The organism is Amycolatopsis sp. CA-126428 (assembly GCF_002904335.1).
Taxonomy (GTDB): Bacteria; Actinomycetota; Actinomycetes; order Mycobacteriales; family Pseudonocardiaceae; genus Amycolatopsis.
The window spans coordinates 50524-70953 of the sequence record NZ_PPHF01000149.1 but is presented as its reverse complement, the minus strand read 5'-3'; the positions used below and the strand labels follow the sequence as shown (position 1 = coordinate 70953).

Annotated in this window: 19 protein-coding genes; 6 read left to right on the top strand and 13 right to left on the bottom strand. The window is 71.7% G+C overall.

The window, feature by feature from the left end:
* Window positions 1–9: 9 nt before the first annotated feature.
* The 5 genes from fabG to C2L58_RS36805 form a co-directional block, all read right to left on the bottom strand.
* The gene (gene fabG / locus C2L58_RS36825; RefSeq protein WP_103342264.1) at window positions 10–750 is read right to left on the bottom strand and encodes a 3-oxoacyl-[acyl-carrier-protein] reductase; all 741 of its coding nucleotides are present in this window, start codon (window positions 748–750) and stop codon (window positions 10–12) included.
* Window positions 747–1856, bottom strand: a complete 1110-nt coding sequence (locus C2L58_RS36820) for a beta-ketoacyl synthase N-terminal-like domain-containing protein (RefSeq protein WP_103342263.1) — start codon at window positions 1854–1856, stop codon at window positions 747–749. Before C2L58_RS36820 ends, fabG begins: the two co-directional genes overlap by 4 nt.
* Entirely contained in the window at window positions 1853–3106 is a 1254-nt protein-coding gene (locus C2L58_RS36815; RefSeq protein WP_199191632.1) for a beta-ketoacyl-[acyl-carrier-protein] synthase family protein, read from the bottom strand. Before C2L58_RS36815 ends, C2L58_RS36820 begins: the two co-directional genes overlap by 4 nt.
* Window positions 3107–3116: 10 nt before the next feature.
* Window positions 3117–3368, bottom strand: a complete 252-nt coding sequence (locus C2L58_RS36810) for an acyl carrier protein (RefSeq protein WP_233226150.1) — start codon at window positions 3366–3368, stop codon at window positions 3117–3119.
* A gap of 275 nt (window positions 3369–3643) precedes the next feature.
* On the bottom strand, window positions 3644–4378 hold the full coding sequence (locus C2L58_RS36805; RefSeq protein ID WP_255410622.1) for an AfsR/SARP family transcriptional regulator: 735 nt from the start codon (window positions 4376–4378) through the stop codon (window positions 3644–3646).
* Between the two features lie 1248 nt (window positions 4379–5626).
* Between C2L58_RS36805 and C2L58_RS36800 the strand changes: the two genes are divergently transcribed.
* The 3 genes from C2L58_RS36800 to C2L58_RS36790 all read left to right on the top strand — a co-directional run bounded on the left by C2L58_RS36800 (window position 5627) and on the right by C2L58_RS36790 (window position 8610).
* Window positions 5627–5872, top strand: coding sequence for an ATP F0F1 synthase subunit C (locus C2L58_RS36800; RefSeq protein ID WP_103342261.1), 246 nt, complete (start codon window positions 5627–5629; stop codon window positions 5870–5872).
* A gap of 177 nt (window positions 5873–6049) precedes the next feature.
* Window positions 6050–6592: a 2'-5' RNA ligase family protein gene (locus C2L58_RS36795; protein WP_233226148.1), complete on the top strand. Its 543-nt coding sequence runs from the start codon at window positions 6050–6052 to the stop codon at window positions 6590–6592.
* A 200-nt stretch (window positions 6593–6792) separates the two neighbouring features.
* Window positions 6793–8610, top strand: a complete 1818-nt coding sequence (locus C2L58_RS36790) for a hypothetical protein (RefSeq protein ID WP_146073743.1) — start codon at window positions 6793–6795, stop codon at window positions 8608–8610.
* An 8-nt stretch (window positions 8611–8618) separates the two neighbouring features.
* Here C2L58_RS36790 and C2L58_RS36785 read toward each other — a convergent pair whose 3' ends face one another.
* Window positions 8619–10061, bottom strand: a complete 1443-nt coding sequence (locus C2L58_RS36785) for a hypothetical protein (protein ID WP_103342258.1) — start codon at window positions 10059–10061, stop codon at window positions 8619–8621.
* Between the two features lie 74 nt (window positions 10062–10135).
* Window positions 10136–10972 (bottom strand): PaaX family transcriptional regulator, encoded by an 837-nt coding sequence (locus C2L58_RS36780; protein WP_103342257.1) that lies wholly within the window; start codon window positions 10970–10972, stop codon window positions 10136–10138.
* Between the two features lie 198 nt (window positions 10973–11170).
* Here C2L58_RS36780 and C2L58_RS36775 point away from each other — a divergent pair, with 198 nt between their 5' ends.
* Window positions 11171–12106, top strand: a complete 936-nt coding sequence (locus C2L58_RS36775) for an extracellular catalytic domain type 1 short-chain-length polyhydroxyalkanoate depolymerase (RefSeq protein ID WP_199191631.1) — start codon at window positions 11171–11173, stop codon at window positions 12104–12106.
* Between the two features lie 64 nt (window positions 12107–12170).
* Here the strand turns inward: C2L58_RS36775 and C2L58_RS36770 are convergent, their stop codons facing one another.
* Together C2L58_RS36770 and C2L58_RS36765 are read right to left on the bottom strand one after the other, a co-directional pair.
* A complete protein-coding gene (locus tag C2L58_RS36770; protein ID WP_103342255.1) occupies window positions 12171–13271 on the bottom strand; it encodes a sensor histidine kinase in 1101 nt (366 codons plus the stop codon).
* A complete protein-coding gene (locus tag C2L58_RS36765) occupies window positions 13268–13924 on the bottom strand; it encodes a response regulator transcription factor (RefSeq protein ID WP_103342254.1) in 657 nt (218 codons plus the stop codon). The genes C2L58_RS36770 and C2L58_RS36765 overlap by 4 nt, the downstream gene beginning before the upstream one ends.
* Before the next feature lie 86 nt (window positions 13925–14010).
* Here C2L58_RS36765 and C2L58_RS36760 point away from each other — a divergent pair, with 86 nt between their 5' ends.
* Entirely contained in the window at window positions 14011–15180 is a 1170-nt protein-coding gene (locus C2L58_RS36760; protein WP_103342253.1) for a serine hydrolase domain-containing protein, read from the top strand.
* Between the two features lie 10 nt (window positions 15181–15190).
* On the opposite strand, the gene C2L58_RS36755 is transcribed toward C2L58_RS36760, so the two are convergent.
* Entirely contained in the window at window positions 15191–15976 is a 786-nt protein-coding gene (locus C2L58_RS36755) for an inositol monophosphatase family protein (RefSeq protein ID WP_103342252.1), read from the bottom strand.
* Between the two features lie 34 nt (window positions 15977–16010).
* On the opposite strand from C2L58_RS36755, the gene C2L58_RS36750 reads away from it, so the two are divergent.
* Complete coding sequence (locus tag C2L58_RS36750) at window positions 16011–16913, top strand: LysR family transcriptional regulator (protein WP_103342251.1); 903 nt, start codon at window positions 16011–16013, stop codon at window positions 16911–16913.
* A 61-nt stretch (window positions 16914–16974) separates the two neighbouring features.
* On the opposite strand, the gene C2L58_RS36745 is transcribed toward C2L58_RS36750, so the two are convergent.
* The 3 genes from C2L58_RS36745 to C2L58_RS36735 all read right to left on the bottom strand — a co-directional run bounded on the left by C2L58_RS36745 (window position 16975) and on the right by C2L58_RS36735 (window position 20341).
* Complete coding sequence (locus tag C2L58_RS36745) at window positions 16975–17577, bottom strand: NAD(P)-dependent oxidoreductase (protein ID WP_199191630.1); 603 nt, start codon at window positions 17575–17577, stop codon at window positions 16975–16977.
* A gap of 104 nt (window positions 17578–17681) precedes the next feature.
* Window positions 17682–19031, bottom strand: coding sequence for an alpha/beta hydrolase family protein (locus tag C2L58_RS36740; RefSeq protein WP_103342249.1), 1350 nt, complete (start codon window positions 19029–19031; stop codon window positions 17682–17684).
* Complete coding sequence (locus C2L58_RS36735; RefSeq protein WP_103342248.1) at window positions 19028–20341, bottom strand: MFS transporter; 1314 nt, start codon at window positions 20339–20341, stop codon at window positions 19028–19030. The genes C2L58_RS36740 and C2L58_RS36735 overlap by 4 nt, the downstream gene beginning before the upstream one ends.
* Window positions 20342–20430 lie beyond the last annotated feature (89 nt).

Genomic DNA, 20430 nt, shown 5'->3' with positions numbered 1-20430 from the left:
ACCTTCCCTTCAGACGACCAGGCCGCCGTCGATCTCGAATACGCTTCCGGTGATGTAGGCCGCGCGGTCGGACGCCAGGTAGGCCACCAGGTCGGCGACCTCCTCGGCGGTGCCGAACCGGCCCAGCGGGATGGCCGCGCGCAGCTTCTCGCGGGCCTTGTCCGTCATCTGGGCGGTCATGTCGGTCTCGATCAGGCCCGGCGCGACCGCGTTGACCCGGATGCCGAACCGGCCGACCTCCTTGGCCAGCGCCTTGGCGAAGCCGATCACCCCGCTCTTGGACGCCGAGTAGTTGACCTGGGTCGGGTTGCCGTACACGCCGGACACCGAGGACAGCGTGACGACGCTGCCGCGGCGCAGCTTGAGCATGAGGAACACCGCCGGCTGGCAGACGTTGTAGACGCCGTCGAGGTTGGTCCGCAGCACGTCCGTCCAGCGGTCCTCGGTCATCGTCACGAACGCGCCGTCCCGGGTGATGCCCGCCGACGTCACCACGGCGTCCGGGACGCCGAGGTCGGCGGCCGTCTTCGCCACCCAGTCGCCGGCCGCTTCCCGGTCGGTGACGTCGACCTTCGTCGCGACCGCCCGCCGGCCGAGGTCGTGCACCTCCTTGGTGAGCACGTCGGCGGACTGTTCGTCCGAGCGGTAGCAGAACGCGATGTCGTGGCCGCTCGCGGCGAGGCTCAGCACGACCGCGCGGCCGATGCCGCGCGAGCCGCCGCTGATCAGCGCGACTTTGGGGGCGCTCATGCGACCGGCTCGCCGAGCCGCAGCAGCGTGCACGCCACCGAGCCGTCGTCGTCGCAGGTGGTGACGACCGTATGGTCGGCGCCGGCCCGCTCGGCGGATTCGGCGACGCTGAGGACGGCGGCGAGCTGGAACATCGCGCTCGCCGAAGCCGTGTCGCCGAGGAGGTCCGCGGACGGCACCCGGTCGACGGGCGCGTCGCCGAACAGCTCCCGCAGCGCCACCGTCTCGGCCGGTTCGCCGCGGGAGTCGGTGAAGCCGCTGCCGGTGGCCGCCCACACCTGCTCGGGAGCGACCCCGGCGGAGGCGAGCAGCGCGCGCACCGCGACGGTCACCGTTCCGGCGAGATCGCCGTCGAGGCAGACGCGGGATTCGAACCCCTCCAGGGTGCCCAGCACCCGGCGGCCGGGCGGCCGCAGCTCCGCGGGTTCGAGGAGGAACATGGCGCAGCCCTCGCCGATGACCACCGGGTCGGGCCCGCCGCGGCGGTGGTGCTCGACCCAGGCGCGGGCGGGGGAGTACTCCTCGGCGGCGCCGCAGAGCACCCGGGTCGCCCGGCCGGTCCGCAGCAGCCGCCGCGCGTAGTTCAGCGCGTGCGGGCCGGTGGTCCGGCCCGCGGCGATCGTCGCGTTCGGGCCCTTGAGCCCGTGCCAGATCGCCGCCTGGCCGGCCGCGCAGTTCATCACGCAGCCGGGCACCGCGGCCGGTTCGACGTGGTCGGGCTTGTCGCCGGTGAGCGAGGCGCGGGTCAGGTCCATCATGCTCTGCACGCTGCCGGTCGTGGTGCCCAGCACGAACCCGATGTCGTCGCGCTCGTCGCCCGGTTCGACACCGATGTCGGCGAGCAGGTGCTTCGCCGCGGCGACGGCGAGCCCGCTCACGCGGTTCATCGCCCGGGTGCCCTTCGTGCCGAGGAACTCGCGCGGCTCGAAGCCCGGGACGGTGGCCGCCGTGGCGGCGGGTCCCCGCGCCCAGCGTTGCGTGTCCAGTGTGGACACCGGTGAGGTCCGGGTGCGGACGCCGTCGGCGAAGGAGGCGCGGTCGTGGCCGAACGGCGAGATCGCCGTCCAGGCCGAGATGACCGGCGCGGCCGGGGTCGCGGTACTCATGCCACCACCTCGCGCGGGCCGTCGTAGCGGCCGATCAGCACGACCGAGTTGTTGCCGCCGAAGGCCCAGCCGTTGTTCTGCACGATCCGCAGGTCCGCTTCGACCGCCACGTTGGGCACGCAGTCGACGGCGCACTCGGGGTCGGTCTCGACGTGGTTGATCGTCGGCGGGATGAACCCCTCGGTGATGGCGACCGAGCAGCCGATCGCGGCCAGCGCGCTCGCCGCGCCCATCGAGTGGCCGAGCATCGACTTCATCGACACCACGCGGGGCGTGTCGTCGCCGAACAGCTCGCGGATCGCCGCGGCTTCGGTCTTGTCGTTGGCGTGGGTCCCGGTGCCGTGCGCGGAGATCAGGTCGACCTCGGCGGGCTTGACGCCGGCGTTCGCCAGCGCGAGCTCCATGCACCGGGCGATGCCGCCCTGGTGCGGGGCCACCGGGTGGTGGGCGTCGCAGGACAGGCCGTAGCCGAGCACTTCGCCGTAGATCCGGGCGCCGCGGGCGGTGGCCGACTCCAGGCTCTCCAGCATCAGGATGCCGGCGCCCTCGCCGGTCAGGATGCCCAGCCGGTTCTTGTCGAACGGGCGGCAGAAGTCCGGCGCGATGCTGCGCAGCCGGTAGAAGGAGGTGAACGTCTTGCGGCAGACGGCGTCCGCGCCACCGCACAACGCGAAGTCCGCTTCCCCGAGCCGGATCGCGTCGAACGAGTGGCCGATCGCGTAGTTGCCCGCCGAGCAGGCCGTCGCGATGCTGCCGACCTCCACATTGGACAGGCGCAGCTCGTGGGCGATCGAGGTGGCGAGCCGGCCGGCCGAGGTCCGCCGGGCCAGCCGCGGGCTCATCGCTTCCGGTCCGTCCGCGATCTCCAGGGAAACCATGCTGTCGATTTCGTGCGACTCGCCGTCGGTCGTGCCGACCGAGAGCAGGCAGCGCGCGTCGCGGAGCACGTCGAGGTCGATGCCGGAGTCCGCCACCGCGAGCCGGGCGGCCGCGGTCGAGAACCGGCTGGCCCGGCCGAGCGAGTCGATTTCGACGTTGTGGATCCAGCGTTCCGGCTCGAACCCGATGACCTCGCAGCCGTTGTTGTGCTCGAAGCCGGTCGTGTCGAAGACACTGATCGGCCGGACGTTGCTGCGCCCGGCGCGGAGCGCGGCCGTGAACTCTTCGATGCCCGTGCCGAGGCTGGAAACCACCCCGCAACCGGTGATCACCACCCGCCTGCCGGGTGTGGTGGTGGAGTGTTCGCTCATCGGATTTCCCTCACCAGCCGGCGGATTCCGCGACGACCTCGTAGGCGCTGTCCAGATCGACCATCCGCCGGAACTGCGCCTGGTCGATCGTGACGCCGAACTCCTTCTCCAGCGCCGCGAGGACGTCCATCAGCGTGAGCGAGTCGGCTTCGTGGTCCTCGATGAAGTTGCTCGTCGGGGAGAGCTCGTTGTCCTCGAGTTCGAGGTGCTCGCGGACGATCGCGCGGATTTGTTCCCTGCGCTCGGACACTGCCGCTGTCATGACGACTCCTGTACCGGTTTCGGACGAACTTCGGCCTCGCCGGGAAACTAGCCAGCGCAGATGACCGCACTCTGACCGAACGCTGACGAAGGCAGGCGTCGGTGAGCCGTCAGCCGTCGGTCATCCGCGTGCGCCACGATCATGGTTCGTGATCACGGAAGGAGAGCGGATGAGCCCGGACGGTATTCGTGAAATTCCTTCGGAAATTTCTCCGGAAACGACAACAGGGACGGCCGGTGGTCGCGCCGTCCCTGCTGCCGGTGGTGCCGTGGTGTTCAGTCGAGCATGCAGTCCTGCACCAGGATCGCCTGATACAGCTGCCGGAGCGCCCGGCCGGGTGAGAGACCGAGTTCGTTGCCGAGCCACTTGCTGGTGCGGTGGAACACCGACAGCGCCTCGCTTTGCTGGCCGGTGCGGTAGAGGGCGAGCATCAGCAGTTCACTGAGCCGTTCCCGGCCCGGGTTCTCGGTGGCCAGCTGCCGCAGTTCGTGCACGATGTCGTGGTGCTGTCCCACCGCGAGCCGGGCGGCGATCAGGTCTTCCTGGACGGCCAGCCGCCGCTCGTTCAGGTGCGTGGCCGCGGCCCGGCAGCGCACGCCCTCCTGCACGTCCATCAGCGCCGGCCCCCGCCACTGGACCAGGGCTTCCCGCAGGATGCCGGCGGCTTCCTGCGGTGCGGAGGTGACCAGCGACGTGCCGCGCCGCGCGAGTTCGAGGAACCGGTGCGAGTCGATCGACTCGGCGGACACTTCCAGCTGGTAGCCGCTGTAGGTGGTCCGGACGATCTCCTCCCCGCTCGCGTCGGTGATCGGCTTGAAAAGCCGCCGCAGTCGTGCGATATTTGCTTGCAGTGCGTTACGGGAGTTGGCGAGTGACCGCGGGCCCCAGAGCTCGTCCGCCAGCTGCTCGTAGGACACCGGGCGGCCCGGCGACAGAGCCATCATGGCCAGCAAGGTTCGCACTTTCTTTGCGCGTATCGAGTAAATTCTCCCATTCGATCTTATTTCCATGGTGCCTAGTAGTTCGATTTCCACTTCGATCGACCCCCAGATTCGGGCAGTCCGATACTCAGCGGCCGGACCACCCGAAGATGTATTTTGCGCAAGATAGTGGCAGAGGGCCGGTGGCTTAGGTACCTCCGTTCGGACCAGTGAAACGCCCAACTCGTCAGTAGTATCACCTGGTGGACAGTTCGGCTCGGGATGTATTCGGACATACCCCTGGATGGTGGTGTTAGCACCACCATTAATGGTGGTGTCAGCACTCCGGGGGTCGCTGCCGATCTTCGCTGGTAGGGTCCTCGTGAGCGGTGCCGGCAGCTCGGCTTGTTGCACGGACGACCCGAGGGCCACTACGCCGCGAAACCCCCGCTGACCGGGCGGTCGTCGGCCGGGCGGCGGTGGTCCGGACCCGTCGGGGCCCCGGGCGCGGGGGGTGCGCCGGGACGCCTGGCAGGCAGGTGGCGGAGGCGACCGCAATGGGAGCGCAAACATCATTCGGGCTTTCGGCCCGGCTAATAAAATCGGCGCCCTCGGTGGGCGGGTTTCGGGCGGCGTCCGGGTTTGTCCGGGCTTTTGCGTCAGTGAACGGTGTACACCGAGTTTCGAAACAAAGCCGGGCTCGGAAGCGTAGCTCGGACGGACCCGGCAAACGCCCCGGCGCGGGCTTCGCGAACTGTCCTCCGGAGGTGGTCCCCGGCTTCACCCGATCGGCCGCCGGGATTCGAAGGCTTCGACGGGATGGTGTCCTGTCGAGGCGAGTCTCCGGGGCTCGCGAACGTGTGCGGGGTGGGTGTCCTCGCGTCGGCGGCTTGTCGTGGGTGACGGCCAAGCCGGGCGTCGGTCACCGGGCGGCCGGGCCGGAGGGATGACGGTTCGGTCACGCTGAGTGTCCACTTCGCCAGACGGCGGCCTGCGCCGGGCCGGGTGGGTTCGGGGTGGACCGCCGGGCGGCCCCTCTCTCCGGTCCGGCCGCTCCCGGGCCGCGTCACGTCCGACCGACCACAATGGACACTGTCGTCCCGGTGTGGATCAGCCGGCCCGCTTTCGGCGGCGGCGAGTTCCGATTTCCCGTGATATCCTGATGGTGATCGGACCACTCGATTACCGACAATCCCGCCCGCCCAGCGAGATCTGCCTCGATTCGACGACCGTCTCCGGTTTCGGCCCTTCGCCCCAGCTCTGATTCCGTCCGGTGTGACGCACGAACCCGCTGTTCCACGCGAGCGTGCGCGTGGACCGATGTGAAGGGGAATGCCCATGAGTGACACAGTTCTGGCCCAGGCCGCCAACATCAACCCCGGCCTCGCCGCCATCGGATACGGATTGGGGGCGATCGGCCCGGGAATCGGTGTCGGCCTGATCTTCGCCGCCGTCATCAATGGTACCGCACGGCAGCCGGAAGCGCGCGGAAAACTGCAGACGCTGGGCTACTCGACGTTCGTGCTGAGCGAAGTGCTCGCGTTGATCGGGATCGTGGTGTATTTCATCGCGTCCAACCGGTGAATACCACCGCCCGCGCCCGGCCCCTCGGCCGGCGCGCGGGCGGTGGCCCGGTGCACGGCTCGATCAACGCGAGCCGGGCGCTGATCGGGCCGGGCCATTCGATGGCAGGGGCCGCGCTTGTCCGCCCGGCCGGGAAAGTCCGTGGGAGCAGGTGCGGCGTTGTGCGAGCATCCGGTGGTGGAGAACCTGACCGGCACGACCGAAACGGCAGTGATCGTGCCGGTCCCGGCGGCCGACGCGGTGGTGGGAACTTACCGCCAGGAGCTGGACCACTCGGCGCTGTGGGGCGTCCCGGCCCACGTCACGGTCCTCTACCCGTTCCTCCCGCCGGAGCGGATCACCGCCGCGGTCGTCGACGGCCTGGGTGAGGTGCTGACCCGGACCGGTGCGTTCGAGTGCGTGTTCTCCCGCGTCGCGTGGTTCGGGCGGGAGGTGGTCTGGCTGGCTCCCGAACCGGCCGGGCCGTTCCGCGCGCTGACCGAGCGGGTGTGGCGCCGGTTCCCCGAGTGCCCCCCGTACGGCGGCGCCCACGCCGGAGTGGTGCCGCACCTGACGATCGGGAGCACCCGCCGGGCCGGCACGGCCGCGCTGGACCGGGCGGCCGCCGAGGTCCGGGCGATGCTGCCGATCCGGGCCGGGATCGACCGGGTGCGCTTGATCGCCGGGAGCACGGCCCCGGGTTCGTGGCGTCCGGTCGCCGGGTTCGCCTTGGCAGGCTAGTGGCGCGGCACGCCACGGTGGCTGGGTGATGGGGCCACGCTCGGATGGTGCATCGGAGGTCCGCCGGGGCAGCCGGGCGGCCGTGATCCCCTGCCCGTTCGGCCGTGGTGACTTGGTGTTCGTCCTCTGTAACGTTGAGTCGTATGCGGATCCGAAGGAGCCGCTCCCCGGAGGTCGCTCTCAGCCGGGGAGGCACGCCGGTGCGGCAGCCGCCGGGGCTCATGAGGCTGCAGCAGGCGGCGGGCAACGCCGCGGTGTGCGGGCTGATCGCCCAGCGCATGCTCTACCAGAGGCCGGTCGGCTCGAAGCTCAAGAAGAGGTTGGTGATCGGGGACACCGTGGCGAAGGACCCCGCGGTGGTCAACGCCGATGAACTGGTCAAGAAGCTGATCCAGCAGATCTCGTCGAGCGACGTCGTGGACATGACCTACACCGATGGCGACGACCTCGTCAGTCAGGTCGAGGCTTACGCCGACAAGGTGTCGAAGGAGATCGTCGACGTGGCGGACGGGCCGACGTTGACGCTGTTGTGCGCGCGGTGGATCCAGCGGGGGATCGACTACAGCTCCGTGTCGGATCGGATCGCTCGACGGCAGGAGAAGTTCGAGAAGAAGCGGTTCACCGGGAAGGTCGTGGTTGCGCCGCGGGTCGGGCCGGTGAAGGTGCCCCTGACCAAGTCCAGGCTGCAGCCCGCCAGCAGGCAGGGACGGGAGGATGGGAATTTCGTGCGGAGGAAGAACACCCTCGCCGAGCTGCCGGCGGCGACGATCGGCATGCCGGCGCTCGTCCTGGCCAAGAAGCAAAAGGCCATCGGCAACCTCGTCACCGTCGGTCCCCAGGGCAAGACCGCGTCGGTGTGCCCGGCTTGCGGAGGGCCGACGGACGTCACGCAGTTCGAGACCGACCACCAGGACCCGCTCTCGGACATCCGCGACCGGTTGTGGCGCTTGGCCGACCAGATGGGCGAGGATCACCAGCTGTTCCGAGCGGTCGAGAAGCAGCTCGGAGGCAACTTCAAGCACTATTTCACGGTGAGCGGCGGCGGCAAGGGCAAGAAGGCCAAGACCGTCGAACCGACGAAGTACCTCGTCGCGGTGCTGTCCAACGACGTGGAGAACCTGTTGTGGATCTGCCGGACCTGCAACGGGGCGAGTGGCAAGTCCAACAAGTCCCTCAAGGAGTGGTTCCTCGAGAAGGAGCTGTTCGGGCCCGAGTTCGTCAAGACTTACCTGGACACGTCCGCGGCGGAAAGCGTCGTGTTCCGCGCGAAGGGCGGCCAGGGCTGGGGCGCGGCCGCGGCCGAGTGGTTCGAGACGAAGCACTTGTCGGTGTTGCGGAAGCTCCTGACGTTGCAGGATCACCAGGAACACGTGAAGAAGACCCTGATCGACGAGTCGTTGCTCGGGGTGAAGGCGGCGACCTCCAGGCGCAAGTCCGAGCAGGGGCGCGCGCTGGCCGAGAAGGAGCAGCTGGGCAGGCAGAACGACTTGACGGTCCTGGCCACCGGTGTGCTCACCACCTTCCACACCAGGCCGGCCCCGGAGAAGATCGGCGCGAACTCTCCCGCCCGCACCGCCGAAATGGTCGGCGAGACACTGGTGGGCATCGAGAAGAGCCGTCCGCAGCGCCGCGCCCAGGAGGCCCCGGAGTACAAAACGGGCTTCGCCGACGGGTACGCCGGCCATCCCAGCCAGGCCGCCACCATGACCGGTCCCGCGGCCGGCAACTACACCCTCGGCCACCTGGCCGGTGCTGCGCGGGCCACCGGCCGGCACGCGGCCGGCCGTCTGGACGGCATCATGGATGATCGCACCGTGCCGGCCGGCCAGGAGCCTCCCTACGACTCGGGCTTCGCGGAGGGGCGGGCGGCGGTCGAGTCGGCCGCGCGGAAGGGCGAAGAGGACGGCGGAAAAGGGGCCGACCTCGACCACGGTGTGCCTCTTGACGAGCCGGGCGCCGCGTACCTGATGGACGCCTACATGAAGGGCTACAACCGCGGCAAGAGCGCCCGGGTCTGAGCGGCGGCCTAGGTCGACCGCATCAGGATGAAGTCCCCGTGGCCGCCGTAGCCGAGGACGTCTTCGGCGTACTGCGTCCCGTCGAACGTGGGCAGCCACCAGCGGCCGCCGATCCGGACCAGCATCGGGTGCGGGATGTTGGTGCCGTACGGTGCGTTCAGCGTGCCGAGCTTGCGCAGGCTCAGGTCGTACACCGGGTATTCGCGGGCGTCGCCGTCGCTGGCGAACAGGTACCAGCGGCCGCCCACCCGCTGCAGGATCGTCCCTTCGGTCTGGCTGACCGACACGTCGGCGCCCAGCAGCGTCAGCCCCTGGTCGTAGTCCGCGCCGCGCGGGGCCGCCGCCAGGGCCGGGTGGAACACGAAAGCCGGTTGCTGGGCGGGACTTTCGACGAACGCGATGTGCCAGCGGCCGTCGATCTTCGTCAGCGCCGGGTCCCACGAACTGACCGTCGTGGGCAGCGGCAGCCGCTCGGTGGGCAGGACGTGCACCCCCGAAAGCACGTCGGCGCGGGTGACCGTGTGGCGCACGTGGACGCCGTTGAACGAGAAGTCGCCCCAGGAACTCATCAGCAGGACGAAGCGGTCGCCGTCGAGGACGATCTGGCCCGCGTGGTCGCCGAGCACGACGCCGTCGCGCGCGAAGAACAGGGTCGCCACCTGCTCCAGCTTCGTCGGGTCGGCCAGGTCGAGCGTCCACACGGCCCAGTGCGCCTGCTGGAAGAACCCCAGGCCGGCGTTGGTCATCGTCAGGTAGAGCTTGCCGTGGCGGATGTAGGGGCGGCCGTCGGCGTACTGCACGACGTGGGGGTCGCGGACGCCGGCCTGGCCGTAGTACCCTGCCCGCACCCGGCCCAGCCGCGCGGGCCCGCGGGTGCCGTAGGCGTAGCCCAGCCGGCCCAGCACGGCCGGGTCGCGCAGGTCGACGCGCGCGCGGACCTGGTCGCGCTCGGTCAGCAGCGGGCGCCAGCCGGTGCCCCGGTCGGCCAGCACCGTGACCGCGTTTTCGTTGACCACGACGGCGAAGCCGAACGGCGCCCGCAGGTCCGCCGGCGCGGTCTTGACCACGGTGGTGCCGCCGGCCGTGGTGATCTCGATGCCCGCCTGGCCCGCGGTGGCGTCGTAGGTGCCGAGCACCGAAATCCCGGCCCCGGCCAGCCCGGCGGCGACCGGCGCGCGGTCGTCGAGCACCTGCACGGTCACCGTTCCGTACGGCGCCTTCGGCCGGATGCCGGTCCGGACGAGCGCGCCGGGCCGCGCGGGGGAGTCGAGCTGGACGAACTTCGGCGCGATCAGGTCGAACGGCCGGAACTGCTCGGTGACGGCGAACTTCAGGTCCAGTGGGTTTGTGCCGGCGGCCTCGGCGGTGCCGCCGAAGAGGCTCGCGGTCACGCCGGTGACCCCCAGCGCGGTGAGGGCACGCAGCACGTCGCGTCGATCGAAGCCGGTCACCTTTGACCTCCGTGATGGGGAACGGGGCCCTCAGTTTGCAACGTGGCATGCAACGTGGCAACCGCCGTCGGGCCTCATTCCTCGACGAGGGACTCGAGGAGGCCGCCCGCCAGCTCCTCGGCCGGGCGCGTCCATTCGTGACGCAGGGTGCGGAACAGCGCCGCGGCGCGCGTGCCCGGCCAGTCCGGGGGCAGCAGCGCCGGCGGCAGGACCGGGTCGCGGCGGATCAGCAGGAGCCATTCCGCGCCCAGCCGGATGCGGCGGGACAGCTCGTCGCCGAGCTCGCCGGGTGCGCTGCCGCTCCAGCGGCGGAGGAACTGCTCGTAGCCGGCCGCGATCCGGGGCAGGTCCCAGGCTTCGCGGGCGATGCGCACCGGGTCGGTCCACATGAACGGCTCCGCGCGGAACACCTCGGCGTGGTCGAGGAGGTCGAGTTCGGCCAGCGCCGACGCGATGTCGGCGGCCGACGCCGAGACCCACAGCCCGCTGCGCAGCGGGCCGAACCCGAACCAGCCCAGGCGGGTGCGCAGGGCGTAGCGGTCCGCGCGCCGGGTTTCCGGCACGGAGAACGTCAGCAGCGTCCACCGGCCGTCCCAGTGCCGGTCGACGACGTCGCCGTCGAGCTTGCGCTGGCCGTCGCGCAGCACCGCGGTGCCGTGCGCGGTCAGGCCCAGGAACGCCCGCCGGCCCCGGCGGACGGTGCGGAGCAGCTCGCGGCGGCTCATCCGGCTCAGCGTCGCCCGCGTCGCGTGTTCGCCGACGCCGAGGCGGTCGAGCGCGGCGATGACCCCGCCGGTCGACACGGCGATCCCGCGGTCGAGCACGTGGTCGCCGAACAGCGTCAGCAGCAGGGCCTCGGGCCGCACGCCCGGCACGCCCTCGTCCTCCGCCCAGCCGGCCGCTTCGAGCATGCGCCACCTCCGGCGTCCAACCTACCGCGCCGGATTGTTCGCTGTTTCCGCAACGATCATCATTGATTTGTCCGGCATTTCTCGGCCATCGCCGAGTTCGATAGTTTCGGTTCTTCGAAATGGTTGATGAATTGTTGACGGTCGTCGTGGATCTGCCTAACCTCGGTCGCGAGGGGGATCGCCGACCGGAGGTCACCGATGAGTGGATTGAGAACGGCGTTCGTGACCATCGCCAGTGCCCTGCTGCTGGCCGTCACCGCCGTGGTGCCGGCCCCGGCGTCGGCCGCTTCCTTGGTGGAAGTGACCGGCTTCGGGAACAACCCGGGCGGGATGCGCATGCACGTCTACGTGCCGGACGCCCGGCCGGCCAACCCCGCGATCGTGGTCGCCATGCACGGCTGCGGCGGTTCGGGGCCGGGGTTCTACGCCGGCAGCGAATTCGCCTCGCTGGCCAGCCGCTACGGGTTCCTCGTCATCTACCCCAGCGCCCAGCAGCAGGCGGGCTTCGGAAACTGCTTCGACACGTGGTCGGACGCGGCGAAGCGCCGGGGCGGCGGCAGCGACCCGGTTTCGATCGTCTCGATGGTGACCTACGCCGAACAGCACTACGGCGGCGACCCGAACCGCGTCTTCGCCACCGGCTCGTCGTCCGGCGGCATGATGACCAACGAGATGCTCGCCCTCTACCCGGACGTGTTCAAGGCGGGCGCGGCGTTCATGGGCGTCCCCTTCAACTGTTTCGCGAACGCCGCGGACTTCCCGCCGTGGAGCAGCAAGTGCACCGGCAACGGCGGGGCGAACCGCACGCCCCAGCAGTGGGGTGACGCGGTGCGGCAGGCCTATCCCGGCTACACCGGTCCGCGCCCGCGCGTCCAGCTGTGGCACGGCACCGCCGACACGCTCGTGCCGTATGCGCTGCTGCAGGAGGAAATCGAGCAGTGGACCAACGTGTTCGGCTTGAGTCAGACGCCGACGTCCGCCGACACCCCGCAGGCCGGCTGGAACCGCCGCCGCTACGCCGACAGTGCCGGCACGGTCCGGGTGGAGGCCTACAGCGTCCAGGGTGCCGGGCACAGCCTGCCCGCGGGCGGGATGGCCGCGGTCGCCGTTGCCTTCTTCGGGCTCGGTGGCTGACTGCTCTCGCAAGCGAGCGCGCCGGCGAGGGCCACACCCCCCGCCGGCGCCGACGCGGTTCGGCTCAGCCGAGGTGTTCGCCGGCCGGGAGGTGGACGACGACGTCCAGCCCGCCGGCCGGGCGGGCGGCGATGGTGAGCTCACCCCGGTGCGCGGCGACGATCGCGTCCACGATGGACAGTCCGAGGCCGGTGCCGCGGCCGGTGTGGATCCGGGGGCCGTCGCCGCGGACGAACGGCTCGCGGAGCCGGTCGACGGCGTCCGGTGCGATCGGCACGCCGGTGTTCCCGATGCGCAGGAACGCCCGCCCGCCGGTGCTCCCGGTGGCGACCTCGACCCGGCCTCCGGCACGGTTGTGGCGAACAGCGTTGTCGACCAGGTTGCCGCACAGGCGTTCCAGCAGGACCGGGTCACCGCGGACCGGCGCGGGCCGCAGGTCGGCTCGCACCGTGAGGTCCACCCCGTCGAGGCTGTGCGCCACGACCTCGGCGAGGTCGACGCGGTACCGGACGCCGGCGCCGGCCTGGCTGTGGGCCATCGCCAGCAACCCGTCGAGGGTGCGCCGGCTCTGCTCGACGGCGGTCCGGACGTCGGCGGTCATGGCCAGCAGTTCTTCGGTACCGGGCCGGCTGTCGAGGGTGACGTCGATGGCGGTGCGCATGGTGGTCAGCGGGGTGCGCAGCTCGTGGGCGGCGTTGGCGGTGAACATGCGCTGGCTCGCCAGCACCCGGTCGCGTTCGGCGACGCCGTCGGAGATGCGGTCCAGCATCCCGTTGACGGTGCCGGCCAGGGTGGCGAGCTCGTCGAGGGGCCCGGTGACCGGCACCCGCTCGGACAGGTTCTCCGCCGAAAGCCGTTGTGCGGTGGCGGAGATCGTGCGGATGGGCCGCAGGACCCGCCCGGCCACCAGCCAGCCCACGGCCGCGGCGAGCGCCGTCACCACCGCGAGCGCGAGCGCGGCCTGGGTGACGAAATCGGTGAGGGTGACCGCCTGGATCGAGGGCGGCAACGGCGGTATCGCGTCCGGCGCCGGGCCGAGCGTGATGACCGAGATCCGGTGGCCGCCGTTGCGGCGCATCAGCAGGTAGGTGAGCGTGGTCAAGAGGGTGCCGGCGGCGAAGACCAGTGCGGCGTAAAGGATCGTGAGCCGGGCGCGCGCGTTCACGGGACGATCCGGTAGCCCGCACTCGGCACCGTCTCGATGGGCGGCGGATCGCCGAGCTTGCGCCGCAACGTGCCGACGGTGATCCGGACCGCGTTGGTGAACGGGTCGGCGTGCTCGTCCCACACCTTGTCCAGCAACGTTTCCGCGCTCAGCACCGCGCCGCCGGCGGCGAGCAGGTGCTCGAGCACGCCAAACTCCTTGGGCGTCAGGTGCAGGAGCCGGCCCGCGCGCTCCGCGGTGCGCCGCGCGGGATCGAGCACGACGTCGCCGGCCCGCAGGACCGGCGGCATCGCGGGCGCGCTGCGGCGGGACAGGGCCCGCACCCGGGCGACGAGCTCGGAGAAGGCGAACGGCTTGCCGAGGTAGTCGTCGGCGCCCAGCGTGAGCCCTTCGACCCGGTCCTCGACCGTGCCGGACGCGGTGAGCATGAGGATCCGCGCCGCGCCGTGCCCGGCGAGCTCGCGGCACACCGTGTCCCCGTGCACCACGGGCAGGTCCCGGTCCAGGACGACGACGTCGTAGGGCGTGACCGCGCACTTGTCGAGCGCGGTGCGCCCGTCGAAGGCCACGTCGACGGCGAACCCCTGCTTGCGCAGGCCGGCCGCGACGTACTTGGCCAATGGTTGCTCGTCCTCGACCAGCAGCACCCGCACCCGGCCAGTGTCCCGCGCGCGGCATATGGCTCACGTATGGACCGGCCATCGGTCCCCGATCGGCCGGGCCCGGTAGACCTTCGGCCATGACCACGACACGACGATCCGTCCTGGGCGCGCTCGGCGCCTCCGGGGCGATGCTCGCCACCGGTGCTTTCGCCGGGGCAGCCTCCGGCACCGCCCTCGGCCCCACCTCCGTCGACGTGCGCGCGTTCGACCGGTTCGCCGGGGAACAGGCGGCCATGGACGCCTTCTCCGGCAGCCTGCTGCTGGTCCACCGGGGACGGCCCGTGCTGGCCAGGTCCTACGGCCGGGCCAACGACGCCGCGCCCAACGGCCCGGACACCCTGTTCGCCATGGCCTCGGTGACGAAGCTCTTCACGGCGGTGGCCATCGCCCAGCTCGTCCAGGCCGGCAAGATCGCGTACACCAGCACGCTGGGCACGTTCCTCAGCGGGTTCCCGGCCGAGATCGCCGACACGGTGCAAGTCCACCACCTCCTCACCCACACCTCCGGCTTCGGCGACACCTTCACGATGCCCGGGTACCTGGAGGAAGCGCTCACCTGGACCGACGCCGACCGGGTGATGAACGGAACCACGGAGTACATCCGGCGCACCGCGCTGGAGTTCGCGCCCGGAGCGGGGTCCCGCTACAGCAACGCGGCCTACCACCTGCTCGGCGCGATCGTGGCCCAGGTGTCCGGGAGTTCCTACTACGAGTACGTGCGTGCGCACGTGTTCCGCCCGGCCGGCATGACCACCACGGACTTCTACACCAGGCCGCAGTGGCACACGGACCCCCGCATCGCGCACCCCTATGCGAAACAACCGTCCGGCGGCCGCGCCGACACGATCGACCAGCGGCTGTACATCGGCACTCCCGCCGGCGACGCCTTCACGACGTGCGCCGACCTGGCGCGCTTCGCAGCCGCGTTGCAGGGTTCGAAGCTGCTCGACCGCGCCTTCACCGGCATCACGCTGAGCGGCAAGGTGCCGCCTCCGCCGCAGCCCGGCCCGCCGCCGCCCGGCGGGACGCCCGGGGCCCCGCACGTCGCCTTCCAGTGTTATGGCCCGGTGACGCTGCTGATCGGCGGCCAGTGGGTGACCGGCCACGGGGGCGGCGCCCCCGGCACGTCGACCGACTTCCAGATGTACCCGGACACCGACTGGGTGACGGTGATCCTCAGCAACTACGACTACGACGGCGGCCCCCCACCGGTCGTGAAGAAGGCGCGCGACCTCATCACCGCGTGACCCGGCGCCGTCAGGCGGTGAGGATCTTCAGCGCGGCGGCGTGCACCCCGGGCGCGGCGGCCAGGTACGCCCGGCTCGTCAGGTCCCACGGCCCGCCGTCGAGGTCGGTGACGACGCCACCGGCTTCCTGGACCAGCAGCACGCCGGCGGCGTGGGAGCGGACGTTGTCGAACTGCCAGTGCAGGTCCATCCGGCCGGCGGCGACCTGGGCGAGCTGGTGGGTCACCGGGACGGAGATCCGCACGTACAGGGCCGCTTCCGACATCGCGGTGAACGAGGCGCCCATCCGGGCGAGGAGCTCGGCGTCCTGGCCGGCCTGGGCCTGGCCGGTGCCCGTCAGCGCGCCGTCCAGCGACGTCTTGGCGGAGACCCGCAGCGGCTCGCCGTTGAGGTGTGCCCCGCCGCCTTCGCGGGCGGTGAACAGTTCGTCGAGCACCGGGAAGAAGAGCACGGCCAGCACGGGACGCCCGTCGCGGACGAGGCTCACGCCGATGTTCCAGTCGGGCATGCCCTGCACGGCGTTCATGTTGCCGCCCATGGGGTCGATGAGCCACCACTCGCCCGCGGGCATCGGCCCGGAGCCGTGTTCGTCGTCGAGCCACCGCGCCTCCGGCCGGATCGCGGTCAACGCCGGCCGCAGCACGTCGGTGACGGCGGTGTCGTTGGCGTGCAGGCTCGCCAGCAGCTCGGTCAGCCCGGACGGGCGGGACGTGGGGGAGTAGCGCTCCAGCATCCGGGCCCCCGCCTCGCGGACGGCGGCGGCGGTGGCGGTGGCGGTGAGCAGGTCCTGGCTCATGGTTCGTCCCATCTCCTGTGGTTGTCTTGGGTTCGTGCAACTCGACTTGAACTTGCTCACGGTGCTCGACGCGCTGCTCGAAGAGAGCAGCGTGATGGGCGCGGCCGAGCGGCTGCACCTGTCCTCGCCCGCGGTCAGCCGCACCCTCGGCCGGCTGCGGGCGGTGACCGGTGACGACATCCTGGTCCGCGCCGGCCACACGATGGTGCCCACGCCGTACGCGATGGCGATCCGCGAGGACGTGCACCAGCTGGTCCGGCGGGCCCGCGAGGTGCTCCTGCCGGCCCGCGAGCTGAACCTGTCCGAACTGGACCGCACGTTCACGATCCAGTGCCACGACGCGCTCGCGATGTCGGTGATCCCGGTGCTGGCCGGGCAACTCCAGGAGCAGGCGCCCGGCGTGCAGCTGCGGGTGCTGGCCGAGCACTCCGCGGACACGGACGACCTCCGGCACGGCCGCGTCGACCTGGAGATCGGCGGGGGCCGGCCGCACCTGCCCGAGTTCCGGTCCGAGGTGGTCGGCCACGACCACCTGGTCGTGGCGATGCGCCCGGGCCACCCGGCGGCCGGAGGTCTCGACCTGCGCGAGTTCGCGGCCCACCCGCACGTCCTGGTCTCCCGCCGCGGCCGGCTCACCGCCCCGATCGACGACGTGCTGGCCGCGGAAGGCCTCCGCCGCCGGGTGATCGCTTCGGTGGCCACCCTCGCCACGGCGTTGCAGCTGGCGGTGCACAGCGACGCACTGGTCAGCTGCACGGATCTGCTCGGCCGCTCGCTGATCGACGCGTTCGGGCTGATCACCCGCCCGTTGCCGGCCGAATCCCCGGCCGCGGAGATCTGCTGCACGTGGCACCAGCGCTACGACTCGGACCCGGCCCACCTCTGGCTCCGCACCGAGGTGCGGGCGGTCCTCGGACACCTCACCGGCGACGGCTGAGCCCCGCCGTCCCCGAGGTGTCCCTGCGTTCACCGCACCCGAAGCCGCCTCGGGGCGCTTGCTACTCGGGCAGCGGCAGCGCGATCGTGCCCGCGAAACGCGGGGTTTCGGCCTCGTCGAGCATCGCCGCGGCGACGGTCGCCCGGCTGATCACCGCGGCGAAGTCGAGGGGCGGCCCGGCGTCCAGCCCGACCGTCCGCCGCCCGGGGCTTTCCGGCCCGTCGGTGAGCAACCCGGCGTGGAACACCGTGCCGCCCGCGGCGAGGATCGTCCCGTCGGCGTCGACCTTGTCGCCGAGCCGGTCGCCCAGCATCGTCCCGAGCTGACCGGCGGCTTCGCCGGCCACCTCGGCCGACTTCCCCGTGCCGTACGCGCCGAGCCAGATGATCCGCTGCGGCCCGGCGGCGACCACCGCCTTCGCCCCCGCCAGCAGGACGCCCGCCCGGTCCGTGCCGAGTCCGGAAAGGACGGTCGAACCGGCGGCGACGGCGAGGCTCGCCGGGTCGTCGACGTCGCCCGCCACCTTGTGCAGGTGCGGCGAGTCGGGAACGGCGATCCGATCGGGATCCCGGGCGACGGCGGTGACGGTGTGGCCACGCCGGAGGGCTTCCCGGGTGAGCGCGAGGCCGGTCCGGCCGGACGCCGCGAGGACGGTGAGGTTCATGCCGACCACGCTAGGGACTCAGTGACTTAACATCAAATGCAAGTTAGGAAAGCAATCATTTACCGTAACGCAAGGGGCGGCCGCGAGGACGGCCGCCCCCTGCCTCAGCGGCGGTCGAAGCTGCCGGTGAGCGGCGCCGGCGTGTAGCGGAGGTAGCGGCCGGGGTCCCCGAGTGCGGCCGCGGCCGCGTTGAGGCGTTCCGGGCGGAGGTCGGGCCAGTGCCCGGTTCCGATGCGGGATTCCAGGGCGTGCAGGGCCGCCAGGGTCTCCGACGGCCGGAACGCGCAGTGCCCGGCCGCGCCGACGTAGGCCTGGCGCAGCAGCGGTTCCCGCCCGGCCGCGCGGACCCGGTGGGCGTACCAGTTCTCCTGCTCGACCGGGACCAGGTGGTCCGCGGTGGTGTGGATGGTGAGCTCCGGAACGCGCAGCCGCCCGGTCGCCGTGGACGTGCGGGCCAGGGTGCCGACGGCTTGCCGGTCGGGTGTGACGTCCGCGTGGCGGGTCAGCTCGGCCAGGTCGGCGTCGAGGTCGAGGCCCGCGGTGCGGTACAGCGCCCGGACCTGCCGCGCCAGCGGGCTGCCGGACAGCAGCGCGCGGTAGTCGACGCCGGCGTTGGACGCGCTGTTCCCGCCGGCCGCCAGTTCGATCTGGTACCGCCCGGGCACCACGAACCCGAGCACGAACTGCGCCAGGGCCTGCTGCTGTTGCTGCTCCTGACCCGCGTAGTCGGCGGGCCCGGGCGGCGCGTCACCGGTCAGCCACGGCGGCGTGTTCATCAGGGCGGCCCCGAGGGCGATCCGCGCCCGGCCGGCCGCGGTGCCCTGGCCGTCGGTGACGATCTTCGTCAGCGCCGCGCCCGCCGCGCTCGCTTCCTCGGCGCTCGCGTAGCGGACGAGCTTCACCGGCTGCGCCGGCGCGAGCAGGCGGGACAGCGCGTATTCGCCGTCGAGCTGGTAGTCGTTCAGGTTCAGCGCGCCGGCGACCAGGCCGCACGTGGTCAGCGCGCCGTCGAGCCGCCGGTCGCCGGACTCGGCTTCCAGCGCGCTGACCAGCCCGCCCATCGACGTGCCCCACGCGATGGTGCGCCGGGGTTCGCCGATCTTCCGCACGAGCGCGTCGAGCGAGGCGAACTGGTCGCGCGGCGCGGAGGCGAGCGCCCAGAGCGACGGCCCGCTGTAGGACGAGCCGACGAGCGCGTAGCCGGCGGCGAGCAGGGCCTGCCCGGTCGGCTCGTCCGGGGCGTCGCGCGCTTGCAGGGGGCCGAAGCCGTGGCTGTAGAGGATGACGGTCCCGTTCCAGGCACCCGGCACGTCCGCCACCCAGCTCGCGCCGTCCGGCAGCACGCCGGTGTAGTGCGCGGGCGTGGCGGCCTGCGCCGTGCTTCCCGTGGTGAGGCCGAACGCGGTCAGCGTCGTCACGGCGAGGGCGCCGATCCGGCGGAGCCAGTTGCTCATCGTCGGTTTCCTTCCCGCTGGACGGCCGCGGGGACGGCCGGCTCCGGCGTGAGGTCGCGGTGGCGGGTTTCCCGCAGCGCCAGCACGCAGCCGGCGGACAGGACGCAGAACGCGGCGATGGTCCACGACACCGGGCTGGTCGAACCGCCGCCGTTGGCGCGCTGGAGCTCGGCGAAGATCAGCGGGGCGAACCCGGCGCCGAGCCCGGCGAGCTGGTAGCCCAGCGACGCGCCGGTGTACCGGTTTTCGGTGGCGAAGAGCTCCGAGTAGAGCGCGGCCAGTGGGCCGTACATCATCGGGTGGATCACGCCTTGGCCGATCACCAGCGCCAGCACCAGCAGCAGGCCGCTGCCGCTGCGGACCATCGGGAACAGCAGGAACCCGAAGACCGCCATGGCGGCCACCCCCGCCAGCACGACCGGGCGGCGGCCGATCCGGTCGGACAGCGCCGACCACAGCAGGATCCCGGCCACCGCGCAGGCCGACGACAGGGTGAGCGCGTTGAGCACCTCTTGGCGCGGGTGCCCGTGCTGGACGCCGTAGGCGAGCACGAAGGTGGTGAGCGTGGCCTGGACGACGAACGCGGCGAGCCCGACGCCGACGCTCAGCAGCAGCACCCGCGGGTGGTCCCGCAGCACGGCGACGACCGGGAGCCGGCGGCGTTCTTCCTTGCGGGCGGCCAGGAACGCGGGCGTCTCGTCGACGCGGGAGCGCACGAACAGGCCGACGGCGAGCAGCACGATGCTGAGCAGGAACGGGATCCGCCAGCCCCAGGCGAGGAAGTCCGCTTCGGAGGTGAGCCCGGCGGTGGCGGACATGACGAGCGTCGAAACGACCATGCCGCTCGGCGCGCCGGCGTTGGTGAAGCCCGCCCACAGGCCGCGGCGGGACCGCGCGTGTTCGGCGGACATCAGCACGGCGCCGCCCCATTCGCCGCCGACCGCGATGCCCTGGACGACGCGGAGCAGGACCAGGCCGAGCGGGGCGATCGGGCCGATCTGGTCGTAGCCGGGCAGCAGGCCGATGAGGAAGCTCGCGACGCCCATCAGGGTCATGGTGAGCACGAGCATCCGCTTGCGGCCCAGGCGGTCGCCGAAGTGGCCGAAGATCAGGCCGCCGAGCGGGCGGGCGAGGTAGCCGGTGGTGAACGTCCCGAAGCTGGCGACCGTGGCCAGTGCCGGATCGAGGTCGGCGAAGAAGACCTTGCCGAAGACCACCGCGCTCGCCGTGGCGTAGAGGAGGAAGTCGTAGTACTCGATGAGACTGCCGAGGAAGCTGGACGCGACCGCTCTGCGGAGCTGAGTGCTCATGGGGAGGTGACCCTCGTCTTTGGGGGCTGGGCACGGCGGAGGGGCGGGTTCGTCCGGGTGCGGACGACGGGGGAGCGGGCCCCAACGTT